Origin of the sequence: Acinetobacter sp. ANC5681, assembly GCF_023488045.1 — a bacterium.
Taxonomy (GTDB): Bacteria; Pseudomonadota; Gammaproteobacteria; order Pseudomonadales; family Moraxellaceae; genus Acinetobacter.
Genome location: NZ_JAMFKZ010000005.1, coordinates 91760 through 109401 on the forward strand (window position 1 = coordinate 91760; position 17642 = coordinate 109401).

Consider the following 17642-nt stretch of genomic DNA (forward strand, 5'->3'; position numbering starts at 1 on the left):
ATGGGTCAGAAGGTTCATCCAATCGGTATCCGCCTAGGTGTTGTGAAACGTCATAACGCTAACTGGTATGCGAGTCCGAAACAATACGCTGAATACTTGCTTAAAGATCTTCAAGTTCGTGAGTTTTTGCTTAAAAAACTTAAGAATGCGATGGTAAGCAATATTCTTATCGAACGTCCTACAGGTGCTGCTAAAGTAACAATTAGCACTGCTCGTCCTGGTATCGTGATCGGTAAGAAAGGCGAAGATATTGAGAAATTACAGCGCGAACTCACCAACATTATGGGTGTTCCAGCTCAAGTTAGCATCAATGAAATTGATCGCCCTGACTTGGATGCACGTTTAGTTGCTGAAGCAATTGCTTCTCAATTAGAAAAGCGTGTTATGTTCCGTCGTGCTATGAAGCGTGCGGTTCAAAACACAATGCGTGCTGGCGCTAAAGGTATCAAAGTTGAAGTTTCTGGCCGTTTAGGTGGTGCAGAGATCGCTCGTACTGAGTGGTATCGTGAAGGTCGTGTACCTTTGCATACACTTCGTGCTGACATCGACTATGCTACTATGCGTGCAGAAACAACATACGGTACGATCGGTGTTAAAGTTTGGATTTTCCGTGGCGAGATTTTAGGTGGCATGAAACAAGTCATGAACCCTGCTCCTGCTGAAGAGCGTCCAGCTAAACGCGGTCGTGGTCGTGGTGAAGGTCAAGAGCGTCGTGGTCGTCGCGGTGACCGTGCTGCTGACAAGGGAGAATAATCCATGTTGCAACCTAAACGTACCAAATTCCGTAAAGTGCACAAAGGCCGTAACACTGGTCTAGCGCATCGTGGTAGTACAGTATCATTTGGTTCGATTGCAATTAAAGCAACTGAACGTGGTCGTATGACTGCGCGTCAGATTGAAGCTGCACGTCGTACCATTAGCCGTCGTATTAAACGTGGTGGTAAAATCTTCATCCGCGTATTCCCAGACAAACCAATTACCGAAAAACCATTAGAAGTTCGTATGGGTAAAGGTAAAGGTAGTGTGGAATACTGGGTTTGTCAGATCCAGCCAGGTAAGATCCTGTACGAAATTGAAGGTGTTAGCGATGAGTTAGCGCGTGAAGCTTTTGCTTTAGCCGCTGCTAAACTCCCGTTTAAAACCACTATCGTGACTCGGACGGTGATGTAATGAAAATTAAAGATCTACGTGAAAAGTCGGTAGAAGAGTTGAAAGCTTTGCTTGATGAGCAACAGCTTAACCAATTCCGTCTTCGTATGGCGAAAGCAACTGGTCAATTAGGCAAATCGCATGAAGTGCAAATTGCTCGTAAGACAATTGCTCGTATCAAGACACTCCTTACCGAAAAACAGGGGAACGGACAATGAGTGAAAAAACAGTCCGCACGTTAACCGGCAAAGTTGTAAGTGACAAAATGGACAAGTCTATTGTTGTGCTTATTGAACGCCGCGTTCAACACCCGTTGTACGGCAAATCAATCCGCCGTTCAACTAAATTACACGCTCATGATGAGAACAATGTTGCTAAAACTGGCGACTTAGTGACCATCAAAGAAAGCCGCCCAATTTCTAAAACTAAAGCTTGGACTTTAGTGGAAGTCGTTGAAGCAGCTGCTGAGTAATTAGACGTTCTTGTTGCATCATCGGACAATTTCGAGTACTCTTTGAGCCTTTCGAAATTGCGACCGGTGATGCTCGGTTTTGGAGTAGGGCAATGATTCAAACCGAAAGTATGCTCGACGTAGCAGACAACAGTGGTGCACGCCGCGTACAATGTATTAAAGTACTTGGTGGTTCACACCGTCGTTATGCTTCAGTTGGCGATATTATTAAAGTTACTGTAAAAGAAGCAATTCCGCGCGCACGTGTTAAAAAAGGTGACGTGATGAATGCTGTAGTTGTACGTACAAAATTCGGCATCCGTCGTCCAGATGGTTCTGTTATTCGTTTCGACGATAACGCAGCTGTTATTTTGAACAACAACAAAGCTCCGATTGCGACTCGTATCTTCGGACCAGTGACTCGTGAACTTCGTACTGAACAGTTCATGAAAATCATTTCATTGGCTCCTGAAGTTTTATAAGAGGCAATCATGGCTAAGATTAAAAAAGGCGATCAAGTAATTGTGATCGCAGGTAAAGAAAAAGGCAAACAAGGTGTTGTTTTGTCTGTTTCTGAAGATCGAGTTAAGGTCGAAGGTCTTAACTTAGTGAAGAAGCATCAAAAGCCAAACCGTGTAACTGGCGCTGAAGGCGGTATCGTTACTCAAGAGGCAACGCTTCATATTTCAAACGTGGCAATTTTTAATGCTACAACCCAAAAGGCTGACCGTATTGGTTACCAAGTGATTGATGGCGCGAAAACTCGTGTTTATAAATCAAATGGTGAATCAGTGGCGGTAGCGAAGTAATAGGTTGAATAGGCGATGGCCAGACTTAAAGCACGTTATAACGACGAACTTAAAGCGAAGTTACAAGAAGAACTTGGCGTTAAGAATGTGATGGATATTCCTCGCATCACGAAAATCACTCTTAACATGGGTGTAGGCGCAGCTGCAACTGATAAGAAATTATTAGATGGCGCTGTTGCTGATATGCAACTCATTGCTGGTCAAAAACCAGTTGTGACACTTGCACGTAAATCAATCGCTGGTTTTAAAATCCGTGATGGTTGGCCAATTGGTTGTAAAGTTACTTTACGTGGCGACCAAATGTACGAATTCTTGGATCGTTTGATCTCGATCGCTATCCCTCGTATCCGTGACTTCCGTGGTTTCTCTTCGAAATCATTTGATGGTCGTGGTAACTACTCTATGGGTTTAAAAGAGCAGATCGTTTTCCCTGAAATCGATTTTGACAAAATTGATCGTATCCGTGGTTTAGATATCACTATTACGACCACTGCTCGTAGCGATGACGAAGGCCGTGCGCTTATGCGTGCATTCGGCTTCCCGTTCAAATAAGAGGTCGATATGGCTAAGAAAGGTATGATTAATCGCGAATTGAAACGCGAAAAGACAGTTGCTAAATACGCTGCAAAACGTGCTGAATTAAAAGCAACGATTGCAAACGTAAATGCATCTGATGAAGAACGTTTCGAAGCGATGATGAAGTTACAAGCATTACCACGTAATGCATCTCCAGTACGTCTTCGTAACCGCTGTGGTTTAACTGGTCGTCCTCATGGTTACTTCCGTAAGTTCGGTTTAAGCCGTAACAAATTACGCGATACAGTAATGCAGGGTGATGTACCAGGCGTTGTTAAAGCAAGCTGGTAAGGAGCGACTATAATGAGTATGCAAGATACCGTTGCCGACATGTTAACGCGTGTTCGTAACGCTCAAATGGCAAAGAAACAAGTTGTTTCTATGCCTTCTTCTAAGTTGAAGGTTGCTATTGCAAACGTTCTTCAACAAGAAGGTTATATTTCAAATGTAGAAGTTGCTCAAGAAGATGCAAAAGCTACTTTGACTATTACGTTAAAATATTTCGAAGGCAAACCAGTTATCGAAACTGTGAAGCGCGTAAGCCGTCCTGGTCTACGTCAGTATCGCGGTAAAGATGCACTTCCAAGCGTTAAGCAAGGTTTAGGTATTGCAATTGTTTCTACAAGTAAAGGCATCATGACTGATCGCGCTGCACGTGCTGCGGGCGTTGGTGGTGAAGTTATTGCTTTTGTTTCTTAATAGGTGATTCCTCATGTCTCGTGTGGCTAAAGCCCCAGTAACTGTACCTAATGGTGTAACAGTTACTCAGAACGGCCGGCAGGTCGAAGTGAAAGGCACTAAAGGTACATTGTCTTTCAACCTGCATGCGCTGGTCGAGCTAAAACAGGAAGAAGGTAAACTTCAACTTGCTCCAGTTAAAGAGTCGAAAGATGCTTGGATGCAAGCTGGTACTGCTCGCGCTGTATTGAACAACCTTGTAAAAGGTGTTAGCGAAGGCTTCGAACGTAAGTTACAGCTAGTTGGTGTTGGTTACAAAGCAGCAGTTAAAGGCACTGTCGTTAACCTTGCTTTAGGTTATTCACACCCAATTGACTACGCTTTACCAGAAGGTGTAACAGCGGAAACTCCAACTGCAACTGAAATCATTTTGAAATCAGCAAACAAGCAGTTGTTAGGTCAAGTAGCAGCGGAAATCCGTGCATACCGTTCTCCTGAACCATATAAAGGTAAAGGTGTTCGTTATTCGGATGAAGTTATTCTTCGTAAAGAAGCTAAGAAGAAATAAGGCGCGAGGTTCTTATGAACGAAAAGAAACAAACCCGTTTGCGTCGTGCAAAAAGCACACGCTTGCACATTCGTGCATTGGGTGCGACTCGTTTGTGTGTAAACCGCACTCCGCGTCACATCTATGCTCAAGTTATTTCAGCAGATGGTGGCAAAGTTTTAGCGCAAGCTTCAACTTTAGATGCATCTTTGCGTAGTGGTGCGACTGGTAATATCGATGCAGCAACTAAGGTTGGTGCTTTAATCGCAGAACGTGCTAAAGCAGCTGGCGTTACTAAAGTTGCATTTGACCGTTCTGGTTTTAAATATCATGGTCGTATCAAAGCCTTGGCTGATGCTGCTCGTGAAGGCGGCTTGGAGTTCTAATCATGGCGAAAGTTGAACAAAACGAAGGTCTCGTTGAAAAGCTGGTTGCCGTTGATCGTGTAGCCAAAGTTGTTAAGGGTGGTCGTATCTTCTCTTTCACAGCATTAACTGTTGTGGGTGATGGTAATGGTCGTGTAGGTTTTGGTCGTGGTAAAGCGCGTGAAGTTCCAGCTGCTATTTCTAAAGCACTTGAAGCTGCACGTCGTAACATGATTACTGTAGACCTTGCGGGGACTACTTTACAACACCCTGTGAATGCTCGTCATGGTGCAAGCCGTGTATACATGCAACCTGCTTCAGAAGGTACTGGCGTAATTGCTGGTGGCGCGATGCGTGCTGTTCTCGAAGCTGCAGGTGTACATAACGTACTTGCTAAATGTTATGGTTCTACAAATGCTGCTAACGTAGTAAACGCAACATTCAAAGGTTTGCGTGATATGACTTCTCCTGAGAAAGTCGCTGCTAAACGTGGTCTTTCAGTAGAACAAATTCAAGGGTAATCAATCATGAAAACGATTAAAGTTACCCAGACTAAATCTTCTTCGCATCGTTTAAAAAATCATAAACTTTGCTTACAAGGTCTAGGTCTGCGTCGTATTGGTCATACTGTAGAAGTGCAAGATACGCCTTCTAACCGTGGTATGATCAACAAAGTTTACTATATGGTTAGTGTAGAGGAATAAGCCATGACTCTGCGTTTAAATGAACTTGCACCTGCTGAAGGTGCTAAGCGTGAAAATCGTCGTCTAGGTCGTGGTATCGGCTCTGGCGTTGGTAAGACTGGTGGTCGTGGTATCAAGGGTCAAAACTCACGTAAAAGTGGTGGTACTCGTCCAGGCTTTGAAGGCGGTCAAACAGCGTTATATCGTCGTTTACCAAAATTCGGTTTCACTAGCCAAATCGCTTTGAAAACTGCTGAAGTACGTTTGTCTGAATTGAATAAAGTTGAAGGTGATGTAATTAGCCTTGAAACTTTAAAAGCTGCGAACGTTGTTCGTCGTGATCAAATTCGTGCTCGCATCGTTCTTTCTGGTGAAATCACTCGCGCATTCACTGTTCAAGGTGTTGTGTTGACTAAAGGCGCTAAAGCTGCTGTTGAAGCTGCTGGCGGTAAAGTCGAGGAGTAATCTCGAGTGTCTATGACTCCTAGTTCTTCAGGTCATGTAAACATGATGAAAGGCCAACCATTTCATGTGAAATATCGTGAAATTATTCGTCGATTAATGTTTTTGATTGGCGCGTTATTGGTCTTTCGACTAGGAGCGCATATTCCGTTGCCAGGTATTGATAATATAGCGCTAGCACAGTTTTTTAAGGCGAATGAAGGTACCTTCTTAGGCTTATTTAATATGTTCTCTGGCGGTGCATTAGAACGCATGTCGATTCTAGCGTTGGGGATTATGCCGTACATTTCTGCATCGATTATCGTGCAGTTAATGTCTACGGTTGTTCCTTCGTTAGAAGCTTTGAAAAAAGAAGGCGAGCAAGGCAAACGAAAGATCAATCAATATACACGTTATGGCACCTTATTCCTTGCACTCGTGCAAGGTGTAGGGATGTGTGCTGGTTTGATCAGTCAAGGTATTACTTTGACATCAGGCTTAGCATTCTATGTTCCTGCAGTTACTTCGTTAGTTGCGGGAACAATGTTTCTGATGTGGTTAGGAGAGCAAATTACCGAACGTGGTGTTGGTAATGGTATCTCGATGATCATTTTTGCAGGTATTGTGGCAGGCTTGCCAAATCTTGTAATACAGTCGTTTACGTCTGTAGATAATGGTCAAGGTAGTTTAATTGGTTTGGCTGTATTTGGCTTACTCTCATTAGCCGTTTTAGCTGCGATTGTGTTTATTGAAAAAGCACAACGTCGTATTCCAGTGAACTATGCACAAAAGCAACAAGGTCGTCGTGTTTTTACTGCACAGCAAACGCATTTGCCATTAAAAATTAATATGGCAGGTGTGATTCCAGCGATTTTTGCAAGCTCATTGTTATTATTTCCAGCGAGCTTAGGGCAATGGTTAGGTAGTGCTGATCCAAATGCAGGGATTGTGAAGCGTAGCCTACAAGATCTGGCATTGGTGTTATCGCCTGGACAGCCGTTGTATTTAATGCTGTTTGGTGCGTTAATTATTTTCTTCTGTTATTTCTATACAGCGCTAGTATTTAGCCCAAAAGAAGTTGCAGAGAACTTAAAACGCAGCGGAGCATATGTGCCTGGTATCCGCCCAGGTGAGCAAACGGCTCGTTATTTAGATCATATTCTTAACCGTTTGACTTTTATTGGTGCAATTTACATTACTGTAGTGTGTTTAATGCCTATGGTGCTACAAAGTTCGTTTAGTATTCCATTCCATTTGGGTGGAACATCTTTACTGATTGTAGTTGTAGTAGTAATGGACTTTATGGCGCAACTTCAAGCGCACCTTACTTCGCATCAATATGATAATCAAACGTTAATGAGAAAAACGACTGCTCATCCTAAGGGATAAGCGCACTTAGAGGTTTCATCATGAAAGTACAAGCTTCTGTAAAGAAAATTTGTGGTAGCTGCAAAGTTATCCGTCGTAATGGGGTTATTCGCGTGATTTGTAGCGCAGAACCTCGTCATAAGCAGCGTCAAGGTTAATTTAATTAAGACCTGTTGATTTCAGTAGGCTAATTAGGTTATTATCCGCCCCTCAAGATTTTTGTGGGGCGGTTGATTATCTTGACTGCCTTTTTGGAGAAAATTGAATGGCTCGTATTGCCGGTGTAAACATTCCGGATAACAAGCATGCTGTTATCTCTCTCACGTATATTTTTGGTATCGGTCGCCACACTGCTAAGAACATCTTAGCAACTGTAGGTATTACTGAGACTACAAAAATCCGTGAATTAGATGATGCTCAGCTTGATGCGATTCGTGCAGAAGTTGCTAAGGTTCCGACCGAAGGTGATTTACGTCGCGAAATTTCCATGAACATTAAACGTTTAATGGATTTAGGCTGCTACCGCGGTCTTCGTCATCGTCGCAGCTTGCCTGTTCGTGGACAACGCACCAAAACTAACGCACGTACCCGTAAAGGTCCGCGCAAACCGATTAAAAAGTAAGATTTCTGGAAGCTAAAAGATGGCTAAAGATACTCGCACACGCAAGAAGGTCACTCGTACCGTCTCTGAAGGTGTTGCACACATTCACGCGTCTTTTAATAACACCATTGTAACGATTACCGATCGTCAAGGTAATGCATTGGCTTGGGCTACCTCAGGTGGACAAGGCTTCCGTGGTTCACGTAAATCAACTCCGTTCGCTGCTCAGGTAGCTGCTGAAGTTGCTGGTAAAGCAGCTTTGGATTACGGTTTGAAAAACCTAGACGTCCTTGTAAAAGGTCCTGGTCCAGGTCGTGAGTCTGCGGTTCGTGCATTAGGCGCAGTGGGTTATAAGATTAACAGCATTACCGATGTGACACCAATTCCTCACAACGGTTGCCGTCCACCTAAAAAACGTCGCGTGTAAGGAGAAACATTCATGGCTCGTTATATTGGTCCAAAATGCAAACTCTCTCGCCGCGAAGGGACAGACCTGCAACTTAAATCAGGCGTTAAACCGTTTGATGTAAAAACCAAAAAACACAATAAAGCACCTGGTCAACATGGTCAGGCTCGTGGTGGTAAGCAATCTGAGTATTCACTACAATTACGTGAAAAACAAAAAGTACGTCGTATGTACGGTGTGTTAGAGCGTCAATTTAGTAACTACTATAAAGAAGCAGCTCGTGTTAAAGGCGCAACTGGTGAAAACTTGTTGAAATTGCTTGAAAGCCGTCTTGATAACGTAGTTTATCGCATGGGTTTTGGTTCTACACGTTCAGAAGCTCGTCAGTTGGTATCTCACCGTTCTATTACTTTAAATGGTCGTCGTGTAAACATTGCGTCTATTCAAGTAAAAGCGGGTGATGTAATTGCAGTGCATGAAGGTGCTAAACAACAATTGCGTATCAAAAACGCTATTGAATTAGCTGCTCAACGTGGTATCCCTGCTTGGATGGAAGTTGATCATTCTAAGTTGGAAGGTACGTTTAAAGCTGCACCAGATCGCTCTGATTTACCTGCTGAAATCAACGAAAGCTTGATTGTAGAATTGTATTCTAAATAATCCTTGAGGTAGCAATAAATGACGCGTACTGCAAACGAGTTTCTAACTCCGCAAGCGATCAAGGTCGAAGCGGTGAGCGGGACCTCGGCAAAAGTGATTCTTGAGCCTTTAGAGCGTGGTTTTGGCCATACTCTAGGTAATGCTTTACGTCGCATTCTATTGTCTTCTTTACCTGGCGCTGCTGTGGTTGAAGTTGAGATAGAAGGCGTCGAGCACGAGTACAGTACTTTAGAAGGCTTGCAGCAGGACATCGTCGAGCTCTTGCTGAACCTAAAAGGATTGTCTATTAAGCTGTTCGATCAAAATGAAGCATATTTAACATTAGAGAAGCAAGGTGCAGGTGACGTAACAGCAGCTGACCTTCGTTTACCTCATAATGTTGAAGTGGTTAACCCTGATCATTTAATCGGTACTTTGAGTTCTTCTGGTTCATTAAAAATGCGCCTTAAAGTAGCTCAAGGTCGTGGTTATGAGACATCTGACTCTCGTTTCCCAGAAGGTGAAACACGCCCAGTAGGTCGTTTACAGTTAGATGCTTCTTATAGCCCAATCAAGCGTGTTTCTTACACAGTAGAAAATGCTCGTGTAGAACAACGTACCGATCTTGATAAGTTAGTGATCGATCTTGAGACTAACGGAACTGTTGATCCAGAAGAAGCTATCCGCAAAGCGGCAACGATCTTGCAACAACAAATTGCAATTTTTGTTGATCTTCAGAAAGATCAAACTCCTGTCGCTCAAGAACCTCGCGAAGAAGTTGACCCAATTTTGCTTCGTCCAGTAGATGATCTCGAGCTTACTGTTCGTTCTGCTAACTGTTTGAAGGCAGAAAATATTTACTACATTGGTGATCTTGTTCAACGTACTGAAGTTGAGTTGTTAAAAACTCCTAACTTAGGTAAAAAATCGTTAACAGAGATCAAAGATGTTTTGGCATCGAAAGGTTTACAACTCGGTATGCGTTTAGAGAACTGGCCACCAGCTAGTCTCCGTATGGATGACCGATTTGCCTATCGTAGCCGTTAATTAAGTAGGACTATCACCATGCGTCATCGTAATAGTGGTGTGAAATTAGGCCGTACAAGCAGCCACCGTAAGGCGTTGTTTCAAAACTTAACAAATGCTTTAGTAGAGCACGAGTTAATTAAGACAACTTTGCCTAAGGCGAAAGAACTTCGTCGTGTTGCTGAGCCTTTAATCACTTTGGCTAAAAACGATACTGTTGCAAACCGTCGTTTAGCGTTTGCTCGTACTCGTTCAGCAGCAACTGTTGGTAAATTATTTACCGTTCTTGGCCCTCGTTACAAAGAACGTAACGGCGGTTATCTTCGTGTTCTTAAAGCGGGCTTCCGTGCAGGTGATGCTGCACCGATGGCTTACGTTGAACTCGTTGACCGTGAAGTAAAATAATACTTCTACGTGTAGAACAGTCAGTTGTTCCAAAAAAGACCGGTGTAATAACCGGTCTTTTTTATTGTTTAATTACTAATAACTCTTAAAATAATATCATCGATATGACGATTAAATTAGCCAATCTGAATACTATTAATATAAATGAGTGAATTATGAATATTGAAAAACATTGTTTTATTAATGGGTTGAAAAGACGGCATGCTAATTTAATATTTGGATACAATGGAAATTTATATGACAGACAGCTATTAGGTTTTATTACAGTTGAAGCTGCAATTCTAAGTACAAACCCAATAAGCGTAAAAAAATTATCCAATATTTGGTATGTTGTATCAGAATATGATTGGATAAATAATTTATGTGATGATGAAAGCTATCTTCTTGAGCCAAATTATTTTCCAGGTGCTGATAATTTCTATCATTTATCTGGTGCTATTCTTTCTGCATTTTCAAACGGAGTGGGTTTAGCATTAGATGGAAAAATAACAACTTCATATAATCTTAGTGACAATGATCTAAATGAAATCAAAAAGGAAGTTGAACAACTAAAAAATAGAGTTGTCTTTTTTAAAAGTGTTGATATTTCAAGTGAATAAACAAATTAATAGATTTTCTACGGAATGGATGAGCTTTCCTTTTTCAATGTGTTTTACAAAGCTTATTTTTCTAAAATACCTTCGCCTAAAAATTATATAAAGATTTATCCTTATTTTTTATATTCAATACAACATAGCTCAAACGTAAACCCAAGCAAAAATCTCAAGATTTTTTCCCTTATATTTCTTAAAAATGTCCCGAACTGATATGAAAAAGCCGATGAATGAATAAACTTGACATTGTGTATTGTCAAATTTGTGCTTTAATAAAGTCATGGTTTATACAGGGTATAAAAAAAATGGAAAAGCAAGTTGATGTATTAATTATTGGTGCAGGTATCTCTGGAATTGGGTTGGCTGTGCATCTTTCTAAAAACTGTCCACAACGTAACTTTGAGATTTTAGAGCGTCGTGATAGCTTTGGTGGGACTTGGGATTTATTCCGCTATCCTGGTATTCGCTCAGACTCTGATATGTCAACGTTTGGCTTTAATTTTAAACCTTGGGCAAAAGATAAAGTATTGGCAAGTGGCGCTGAGATCAAGGGTTATTTAAGCGATGTGATCAGTGAAAATCAGTTAAAAGATAAAATTCACTTTGGTCATCGTGTACTTTCTGCGAACTATGATTCTACTAAGAAGAAATGGCTTGTTGAAGTTGAAGATAATAATAAGAAAAAGCAAACTTGGTCAGCTAACTTTGTGATGGGATGTACGGGTTACTATAATTATGATCAAGGTTATGCACCTAAATTCCCGAAACAAGAAGATTTCAAAGGTCAGTTTATTCATCCACAGCATTGGCCAGAAAATTTAGATTACACAGGCAAGAAAGTTGTGATCATCGGGAGTGGTGCAACTGCCATTACCCTTGTACCTTCAATGGTCAAAGGTGGGGCAGGGCACGTGACGATGTTACAACGTTCACCAACCTATATTGCAACAGTTCCTTCAATTGACTTTATTTATGAAAAAACACGTAAATTTATGTCTGAGGAAACGGCGTATAAATTTACTCGTGCACGTAATATTGGTATGCAACGTGGTATTTATGCATTAGCTCAAAAATATCCGAAAACTGTACGTCGTTTATTGTTGAAAGGAATTGAATTACAGCTTAAAGGTAAAGTGGATATGAAACACTTTACACCAAGCTATAATCCATGGGATCAACGTTTATGTGTTGTGCCAGACGGTGATTTGTTCAAGGCATTACGTGAAGGTAAGGCAAGCGTTGAAACGGATCAAATTGAGAAGTTCACTGCGAATGGTATCCAATTAAAATCTGGAAAACATTTAGAAGCGGATATTGTAATCTCGGCAACTGGTTTGGAGATTCAGATTCTAGGTGGGGTGCAAGGTTCAATTGACGGTAAGCCAATGAACACATCTCAACATATGCTGTATCAAGGCGTGATGGTGAGTGATGTCCCTAACATGGCGATGATCATTGGTTATATCAATGCTTCATGGACATTAAAGGTTGATATTGCAGCTGATTATATCTGTCGCTTGATCAATCATATGGATAAAAATGGTTTTGATGAAGTGATTGCACATGCTGATCCTTTACAGCGTGAAAATGATACAATCATGGGTAAAATGTCTTCTGGTTATATCGCACGTGCAGCTGATGTAATGCCTAAACAAGGTAAACAAGCACCGTGGAAGATCACCAATAATTACCTAGCTGATCGTAAAGAACTGAAAGATGCTAAGTTTAATGACGGGGTTTTAGAATTTCATAAGCGTGGCGATCAAACAAATCGTAAGCCAAAATTAGTCTCATAAGTTTTTGCTTGAATGTTTTTAAACCCTATGCAGTTGCATAGGGTTTTTATTTGAGTGGCTATTTAAATATAAAAAATATCGCGTATATTGAGCGCAATAATATTTAAAACAGGGATGACTGAGTGAAAAAGCTATTAATCTTGGGGACATTATTATTCAGTACATTTGTTTTTGCTGATGATGTAAAACAGAATGAAGTTATTGCTCAAAAATTGGTATCTGTAGATGGAACCGAACAAGGTTTACAAAACACTGATAAAATGTTTTTAGAGCAAATCCGAATGCGTTTGCCTAAAGATATACCTGAAAATTTTTACGTAGATTTGATTAAAAATTTAAACAGTGAACAGCGTAAGCAATTCATTATCCAACGTTATGTTGAAACATTCAGTCAACAGGAACTACAAGCCGCATTAACCTTTTATCAATCTACAGAAGGGAAAGCATGGGCTAAAAAAGCCAGTGAGATAGGAAGTGAAGTTGCACATTTCACTACGCAAAATGCACGCACTGCTTTAAATGTCACTATGCAGCAACATATTGATAATCCAACGGTAAAGCAACTAATGGCACGAATGAATCCAACGCCTACGCCAGCTCAAACAACTGAAAAATCTGAAACTAAATAAATAAAAAAGATCGTGTAATTAAACACGATCCCTTTAACTTTCCAATTTATGTTTAAAGTGTACGAGAAATGAGTTCTTTCATAATTTCATTTGTTCCCGCATAAATACGGTTAGCACGGTTATCGATGTAGGCACGTGCAATTGGATACTCCAACATATAACCATAGCCACCATGTAACTGTAAGCAATCATCTACAACTTTTGAGAACATATCTGAAATTTTGTATTTAGCTGCTGCTGCGGCATCTACACCTAGGCTTTCTTCGAGTTGTAATTCCATACAGCGATCTAAATAAGTACGGCAGAAATCAATTTCAGTACGTAATTCAGCTAATTTAAACCGTGTATTTTGGAAGGTACTAATGGCTTTGCCAAATGCTTTACGATCTTTGGTGTATTGAACAGTATGCGCAAATGCTGCTTCTGCACCTGCTTGGCAAATAATCGCAACCAACATACGTTCCCAAGCCAGTTCTTTCATCAACATGATGAAACCCATACCTTCCATACCAAGTAGGTTTTCCTTAGGTACTCGTACGTTGTCAAAGAACAATTCGCAAGTATCTTGCCCTTTCATCCCGATTTTATTCAAAGGTTTACCTTTACTAAAACCTGCACGATCAGCTTCAACGATGATTAATGATAAATTTGCTGAGCCTTTTTCATTGTTGCCTGTTTTACAGACGACAATTGCCATGTCACAAAGGTAGCCATTGGTAATGAAGATTTTTGAACCATTAATGACATACTCATCGCCATCAAGCACAGCTGTAGTACGAACTGCTTGAAGATCTGAACCTGTACCCGGTTCAGTCATGGCAATCGCTGTAACTGTTTCACCTGTTGCCATTTTAGGCAGCCATTTTTGTTTTTGCTCTTCATTGCCAAAGTTGTTGATATAGTTGGCAACGATATCTGAGTGTAATGAGAAACCTGTACTTGAGTCCATTGCATAAGCTTGTTCTTCAATGAGAATCATACTGTACAAACGATCAACCCCAGAGCCACCATATTGTTCTGGCATTGTGGTACAGAGTAAACCTAGTTCACCTGCTTTGTTCCATAAGTCACGGTTAACATGTTGTTGTTTCTCATATTTTTCAATATTTGGCACGACTTCTTTTTCATAAAATTTACGTACAGTTTCACGAAATGCTTCATGATCAGAAGTAAATAGCTTACGTGGGAGCATATTTGGAATTGGACGAATTGCACATGATTGCATTTGTTATTTTTTCCCTAGTCATTGGATATAAACGATCATCATCACGATACAAGAAATTGAAAATAGTGAACAATGTGATCAATGCTCAATTTGATTGATGTATTTGGTCACTTGAGAAAAAATGCTGCGAAGTTAATGGGGGATCGAGTACACTATGACTATAAAATTGTTGCATAGTGGAACAAATAATGTCTGATGAAATAAGTTTGGAAGAACGTAAGGTCGTTTATCGCGCACGTCGTGGTTTAAAAGAAATTGATGTGTATTTCGATCCTTATGTTAAAAACTATTATTTAACCGCCGATGCTGATGAAAAGGCGCTATTTGCAGAGTTGGTGGATCAAGAAGATCCTGATTTGTTGGATTGGTTCATGGAGGTGGGTGAGCCACCACGTGAAGAGTTAAAAGCGTTTATTTTAAAATTAAAACATTATGTTCATGGCTAATCGTGTTTTTGAGTTGCAATACAGTCGATTTTCGCTTGTATTGCAACTTTTAGTTTTTGTTACTGTTCTAATTTTAGCCTACCAATTGCTAGCTCTTTCATTTTGGCTGCTTAGCCTTGTTGTGATGGTTTTATTTTGGGTTCTATTGTTACGGCGTCCTTTAATAAAGCGTTTTGAGTATTTGGATCATCAGCATTGGTCATTTGAGTTTGTGGATACTTCTATCGCAATCCAAGGTCGAACAATCACCAAAATTATTGATCACCAAGCTTATATTACGATTTATTTTTCTGATACTCAGTACCAACCTTTAACGATTTGGTGGGATCAATTGTCAATTTCGCAGTGGAAAAACTTAAAATTATTAATAAAAATGCTTTAATTGTTGGACAATTCTACAACTGTATATAATTAATTATATGTTTATTTTCAATCTTTTATGTTGGTTTTACTTTGCGTTCATTTAAATTGTTAGATTAAATATTCTAGAATTTCGTGAAAATATAAATTGTCAGACAATCTGACCATCAACTTGTATTCATTTTCGTTAAAGTACAAACACCAACGTAAAGTGTGGTGGAAGTCCAAAGTAATGGAAATTCCAACATGGTCGTTTCTGGTGATTGCAATTGTTTTTGCAATTGTTATAGGAAGAGCGTGAACATTACTCAAGGATTACTTTCAACAAAACTAAAAGATAAAGAGTTTCAAGTTTTTACCAGTTAATAAGTAGCATGTGCTGAACCGTCGCAATGCTACTTTTTTTTGCCTAAAATTTTTGTATTTTCAACTCTCTGTCAATTCGCTTATCTGTGAATTGTGTCAGAATGGGCATGTTAAATTAGAGCAATTACTCTTTAATTCAAGTATTGCATCTGATAAGGTACGTCTAAAAGGAAAAACAAATTAATTAGAGGACAGGAAGAATGTCTAAATTCCAAAAAATGGGACAGGGTGTGGCGGTTGCGTTACTCACAACATCAATATTATCAGGGTGTTCACAAATCATTAAAACAGGGGCTAATGTCGCATTAAGTTTTAGTGAGAATCATATTGTTCCACCAATTTTGGCGATGGATGACGCCGAAATGGTGTGTAATTCAGGTAATGCCTTAACTCCAGCGGTGATGTCAACCAAGGATATGGGTGCTGATCCAACACGTATGGCGGTGTTATTGTATACCTCAGCAGGTATTTGTGCTGAAAATAAAGCCTTAGAAGCGGAACTCCGCTATTTGCGTGCTTCGAAAGCAGGTCAAGTTTCTGAAGCTCAAGATGCTCGTATTGAACAAAAACGTTGGGCGGGGATTGCTGCTGAACGTCAATATGCAGGTTATCAACTTTTTGCAAATCGTTGGGAATCAAAATATAAATATAAATTGGGTGATTCATGCCCAACAATGCGCAATGATTTAGATCAGACAGTTTACCTTTTAGGGATGGTAAGTGGTCTGCAAGCGATGACCAATGATATTAACTCTGGTGGCGCGATTAATGTCCCGAAAGATATTGCGGGTATTGTTGAGCGTGGCATGACCTGTTTGGATAATGAAAAATTCTGGGGCGCGCCGATGGCGACGCGAGCAGTGATTTGGACTTTATTACCAGGTGCGGGTGACGGTAAACCTGAACCTTATGCAACCATGAAAGAATCAATGCAAATTGGTGAGAAAAAAGGTGTTCGTTTATCACATGCATTATATGCAGTTGCTGCACAAGCAAGTGGCGATGATGCCAAACTGCGTGATGCTTTCCGTTCTTATGCTGCTGCAACAGGTGAAGACAAACCAGTAAATCCTCAATTTAGATTGATCGATAAGATGGCTGGTTTGATGGTCCGTGGTATAGCTGATCGTTATTGGACTGAAAATACAGGTGTACGTTCTGGTGATGAAGGTTTGACTTCTTTCTGGGACGATAAGAAAGAAAGTTCATCTGAATTGGATGCTTTATTTGATGGTGGAGATGGCGCATCAGCACCAGCAGAATAAACTTGAATTAAACGACCTTTTACAAGTGAAACATTTAAACTGGTAAAAGGTCAGTTTTTTCATGGGGTGGTAATGGATGAAAGATCACGTATGGATACCGAAAGTTATTTTAATCGCTGTATGTGTTTCTATATCAGCGTGCTTGCAAGTATTTGCAGATCACTTCATTTATTGGAAACCTAGTTTATTCGCTGAGTTTTGGCGTTTATGGACTGCACATTGGGTTCATGTTGGATGGATGCATTTTTTCTTAAATATGCTGGCATTTGCATGTTTACCTTTTATTTTTCCTCATGCGCGTAATTTGCACTTATGTGTTCTGCTTTTAATCCTTCCTCCGTTTATTAGTCTTATCTTTTATTTCTACTTACCTTATATCGATGCATATGCTGGTCTTTCTGGCGTGTTGCATGGATTATATGTTGCTGTTGGTCTCGTGTATCTGAAATATCCCAAAGAAAGAAAATTTGCCTTATTGGTCTTGTTGCTGATCTCAGCAAAATTAATATGGGAAAATACTTTTGGCCAGACGGGTACTGCACAGTTAATTGGTAGTCCTGTTTTGACAGAAGCTCATTTGATTGGTGCGATTGGTGGTTTGTTCTGTGGGTTAGGTTATTCATTGTTAAGAAGGATAGAGAGAGAACATATAAGTTGATAAAAAAAACCAATAAAAAAATGATTGTAGTCATTCTTTTTTGGGAAAGATTGCTGCAAATTTAGGCGGTTAAAAGGGATTGGTTACGAAGAGGGTAAATTCACTTATCTATCAACCATGGACATCGCATGATTCAACATCTTTGGATGGGTGTTGATAA

The 17642-nt window shown here is 40.3% G+C and carries 28 protein-coding genes and 1 pseudogene; 28 read left to right on the forward strand and 1 reads right to left on the reverse strand.

Features of this window, described 5'->3' with window-relative positions; all coding sequences use genetic code 11:
* The 24 genes and pseudogenes from rpsC (at position 1) to M5121_RS05035 (ending at position 13162) form a co-directional block, all read left to right on the forward strand.
* A pseudogene (rpsC, locus tag M5121_RS04920) lies at positions 1-817 on the forward strand (30S ribosomal protein S3).
* The gene (gene rplP, locus M5121_RS04925) at positions 757-1170 is read left to right on the forward strand and encodes a 50S ribosomal protein L16 (protein WP_004657678.1); all 414 of its coding nucleotides are present in this window, start codon (positions 757-759) and stop codon (positions 1168-1170) included. Before rpsC ends, rplP begins: the two are co-directional and overlap by 61 nt.
* Positions 1170-1367 (forward strand): 50S ribosomal protein L29, encoded by a 198-nt coding sequence (gene rpmC, locus M5121_RS04930; RefSeq protein ID WP_004660354.1) that lies wholly within the window; start codon positions 1170-1172, stop codon positions 1365-1367. Before rplP ends, rpmC begins: the two co-directional genes overlap by 1 nt.
* On the forward strand, positions 1364-1621 hold the full coding sequence (gene rpsQ / locus M5121_RS04935) for a 30S ribosomal protein S17 (protein WP_004641057.1): 258 nt from the start codon (positions 1364-1366) through the stop codon (positions 1619-1621). The genes rpmC and rpsQ overlap by 4 nt, the downstream gene beginning before the upstream one ends.
* A 92-nt stretch (positions 1622-1713) precedes the next feature.
* Positions 1714-2082, forward strand: coding sequence for a 50S ribosomal protein L14 (gene rplN / locus M5121_RS04940; RefSeq protein ID WP_004657680.1), 369 nt, complete (start codon positions 1714-1716; stop codon positions 2080-2082).
* 9 nt (positions 2083-2091) lie between these two features.
* On the forward strand, positions 2092-2409 hold the full coding sequence (rplX, locus tag M5121_RS04945; protein WP_004641054.1) for a 50S ribosomal protein L24: 318 nt from the start codon (positions 2092-2094) through the stop codon (positions 2407-2409).
* A gap of 15 nt (positions 2410-2424) precedes the next feature.
* Positions 2425-2961, forward strand: coding sequence for a 50S ribosomal protein L5 (gene rplE, locus M5121_RS04950; RefSeq protein WP_004660357.1), 537 nt, complete (start codon positions 2425-2427; stop codon positions 2959-2961).
* Between the two features lie 9 nt (positions 2962-2970).
* Complete coding sequence (gene rpsN, locus M5121_RS04955; protein WP_004660360.1) at positions 2971-3276, forward strand: 30S ribosomal protein S14; 306 nt, start codon at positions 2971-2973, stop codon at positions 3274-3276.
* A 12-nt stretch (positions 3277-3288) separates the two neighbouring features.
* On the forward strand, positions 3289-3684 hold the full coding sequence (gene rpsH / locus M5121_RS04960; RefSeq protein WP_004660361.1) for a 30S ribosomal protein S8: 396 nt from the start codon (positions 3289-3291) through the stop codon (positions 3682-3684).
* 13 nt (positions 3685-3697) lie between these two features.
* A complete protein-coding gene (gene rplF, locus M5121_RS04965) occupies positions 3698-4231 on the forward strand; it encodes a 50S ribosomal protein L6 (protein ID WP_004660363.1) in 534 nt (177 codons plus the stop codon).
* 14 nt (positions 4232-4245) lie between these two features.
* Positions 4246-4596, forward strand: coding sequence for a 50S ribosomal protein L18 (gene rplR, locus M5121_RS04970; RefSeq protein WP_004660364.1), 351 nt, complete (start codon positions 4246-4248; stop codon positions 4594-4596).
* A gap of 2 nt (positions 4597-4598) precedes the next feature.
* Positions 4599-5096 carry a 30S ribosomal protein S5 gene (rpsE, locus tag M5121_RS04975; RefSeq protein WP_004657688.1) on the forward strand — a complete coding sequence of 166 codons (498 nt, stop codon included), beginning with the start codon at positions 4599-4601 and terminating at the stop codon, positions 5094-5096.
* A gap of 6 nt (positions 5097-5102) precedes the next feature.
* On the forward strand, positions 5103-5279 hold the full coding sequence (gene rpmD / locus M5121_RS04980) for a 50S ribosomal protein L30 (RefSeq protein WP_000849088.1): 177 nt from the start codon (positions 5103-5105) through the stop codon (positions 5277-5279).
* A gap of 3 nt (positions 5280-5282) precedes the next feature.
* Positions 5283-5723, forward strand: coding sequence for a 50S ribosomal protein L15 (gene rplO, locus M5121_RS04985; RefSeq protein WP_004660366.1), 441 nt, complete (start codon positions 5283-5285; stop codon positions 5721-5723).
* Positions 5724-5768: 45 nt separating this feature from the next.
* Positions 5769-7088, forward strand: coding sequence for a preprotein translocase subunit SecY (gene secY, locus M5121_RS04990; protein WP_171287530.1), 1320 nt, complete (start codon positions 5769-5771; stop codon positions 7086-7088).
* A 20-nt stretch (positions 7089-7108) separates the two neighbouring features.
* Positions 7109-7225, forward strand: coding sequence for a 50S ribosomal protein L36 (gene rpmJ / locus M5121_RS04995; RefSeq protein WP_000867907.1), 117 nt, complete (start codon positions 7109-7111; stop codon positions 7223-7225).
* 107 nt (positions 7226-7332) lie between these two features.
* A complete protein-coding gene (gene rpsM, locus M5121_RS05000; protein ID WP_000090816.1) occupies positions 7333-7689 on the forward strand; it encodes a 30S ribosomal protein S13 in 357 nt (118 codons plus the stop codon).
* A gap of 19 nt (positions 7690-7708) precedes the next feature.
* On the forward strand, positions 7709-8095 hold the full coding sequence (rpsK, locus tag M5121_RS05005) for a 30S ribosomal protein S11 (RefSeq protein ID WP_001040166.1): 387 nt from the start codon (positions 7709-7711) through the stop codon (positions 8093-8095).
* Between the two features lie 12 nt (positions 8096-8107).
* Positions 8108-8734, forward strand: coding sequence for a 30S ribosomal protein S4 (gene rpsD, locus M5121_RS05010; protein ID WP_004641035.1), 627 nt, complete (start codon positions 8108-8110; stop codon positions 8732-8734).
* An 18-nt stretch (positions 8735-8752) separates the two neighbouring features.
* On the forward strand, positions 8753-9760 hold the full coding sequence (locus M5121_RS05015) for a DNA-directed RNA polymerase subunit alpha (RefSeq protein WP_004660372.1): 1008 nt from the start codon (positions 8753-8755) through the stop codon (positions 9758-9760).
* An 18-nt stretch (positions 9761-9778) separates the two neighbouring features.
* Positions 9779-10144, forward strand: coding sequence for a 50S ribosomal protein L17 (rplQ, locus tag M5121_RS05020; protein WP_004641032.1), 366 nt, complete (start codon positions 9779-9781; stop codon positions 10142-10144).
* 155 nt (positions 10145-10299) lie between these two features.
* Positions 10300-10743: a hypothetical protein gene (locus M5121_RS05025; RefSeq protein ID WP_249570529.1), complete on the forward strand. Its 444-nt coding sequence runs from the start codon at positions 10300-10302 to the stop codon at positions 10741-10743.
* A gap of 299 nt (positions 10744-11042) precedes the next feature.
* Complete coding sequence (locus M5121_RS05030) at positions 11043-12533, forward strand: flavin-containing monooxygenase (RefSeq protein WP_249570530.1); 1491 nt, start codon at positions 11043-11045, stop codon at positions 12531-12533.
* A 122-nt stretch (positions 12534-12655) separates the two neighbouring features.
* On the forward strand, positions 12656-13162 hold the full coding sequence (locus M5121_RS05035; protein ID WP_249570531.1) for a DUF2059 domain-containing protein: 507 nt from the start codon (positions 12656-12658) through the stop codon (positions 13160-13162).
* Positions 13163-13214: 52 nt separating this feature from the next.
* Here M5121_RS05035 and M5121_RS05040 read toward each other — a convergent pair whose 3' ends face one another.
* Entirely contained in the window at positions 13215-14387 is a 1173-nt protein-coding gene (locus tag M5121_RS05040; RefSeq protein WP_249570532.1) for an acyl-CoA dehydrogenase family protein, read from the reverse strand.
* A 188-nt stretch (positions 14388-14575) separates the two neighbouring features.
* On the opposite strand from M5121_RS05040, the gene M5121_RS05045 reads away from it, so the two are divergent.
* From M5121_RS05045 to rrtA, 4 genes are all read left to right on the forward strand, one after another.
* A complete protein-coding gene (locus tag M5121_RS05045) occupies positions 14576-14833 on the forward strand; it encodes an FAD assembly factor SdhE (RefSeq protein WP_249570533.1) in 258 nt (85 codons plus the stop codon).
* On the forward strand, positions 14820-15215 hold the full coding sequence (locus M5121_RS05050; protein ID WP_178882685.1) for a hypothetical protein: 396 nt from the start codon (positions 14820-14822) through the stop codon (positions 15213-15215). Before M5121_RS05045 ends, M5121_RS05050 begins: the two co-directional genes overlap by 14 nt.
* 544 nt (positions 15216-15759) lie before the next feature.
* The gene (locus M5121_RS05055; protein WP_249570534.1) at positions 15760-16824 is read left to right on the forward strand and encodes a hypothetical protein; all 1065 of its coding nucleotides are present in this window, start codon (positions 15760-15762) and stop codon (positions 16822-16824) included.
* Between the two features lie 76 nt (positions 16825-16900).
* A complete protein-coding gene (gene rrtA / locus M5121_RS05060) occupies positions 16901-17482 on the forward strand; it encodes a rhombosortase (protein WP_249570535.1) in 582 nt (193 codons plus the stop codon).
* Positions 17483-17642: the final 160 nt, after the last annotated feature.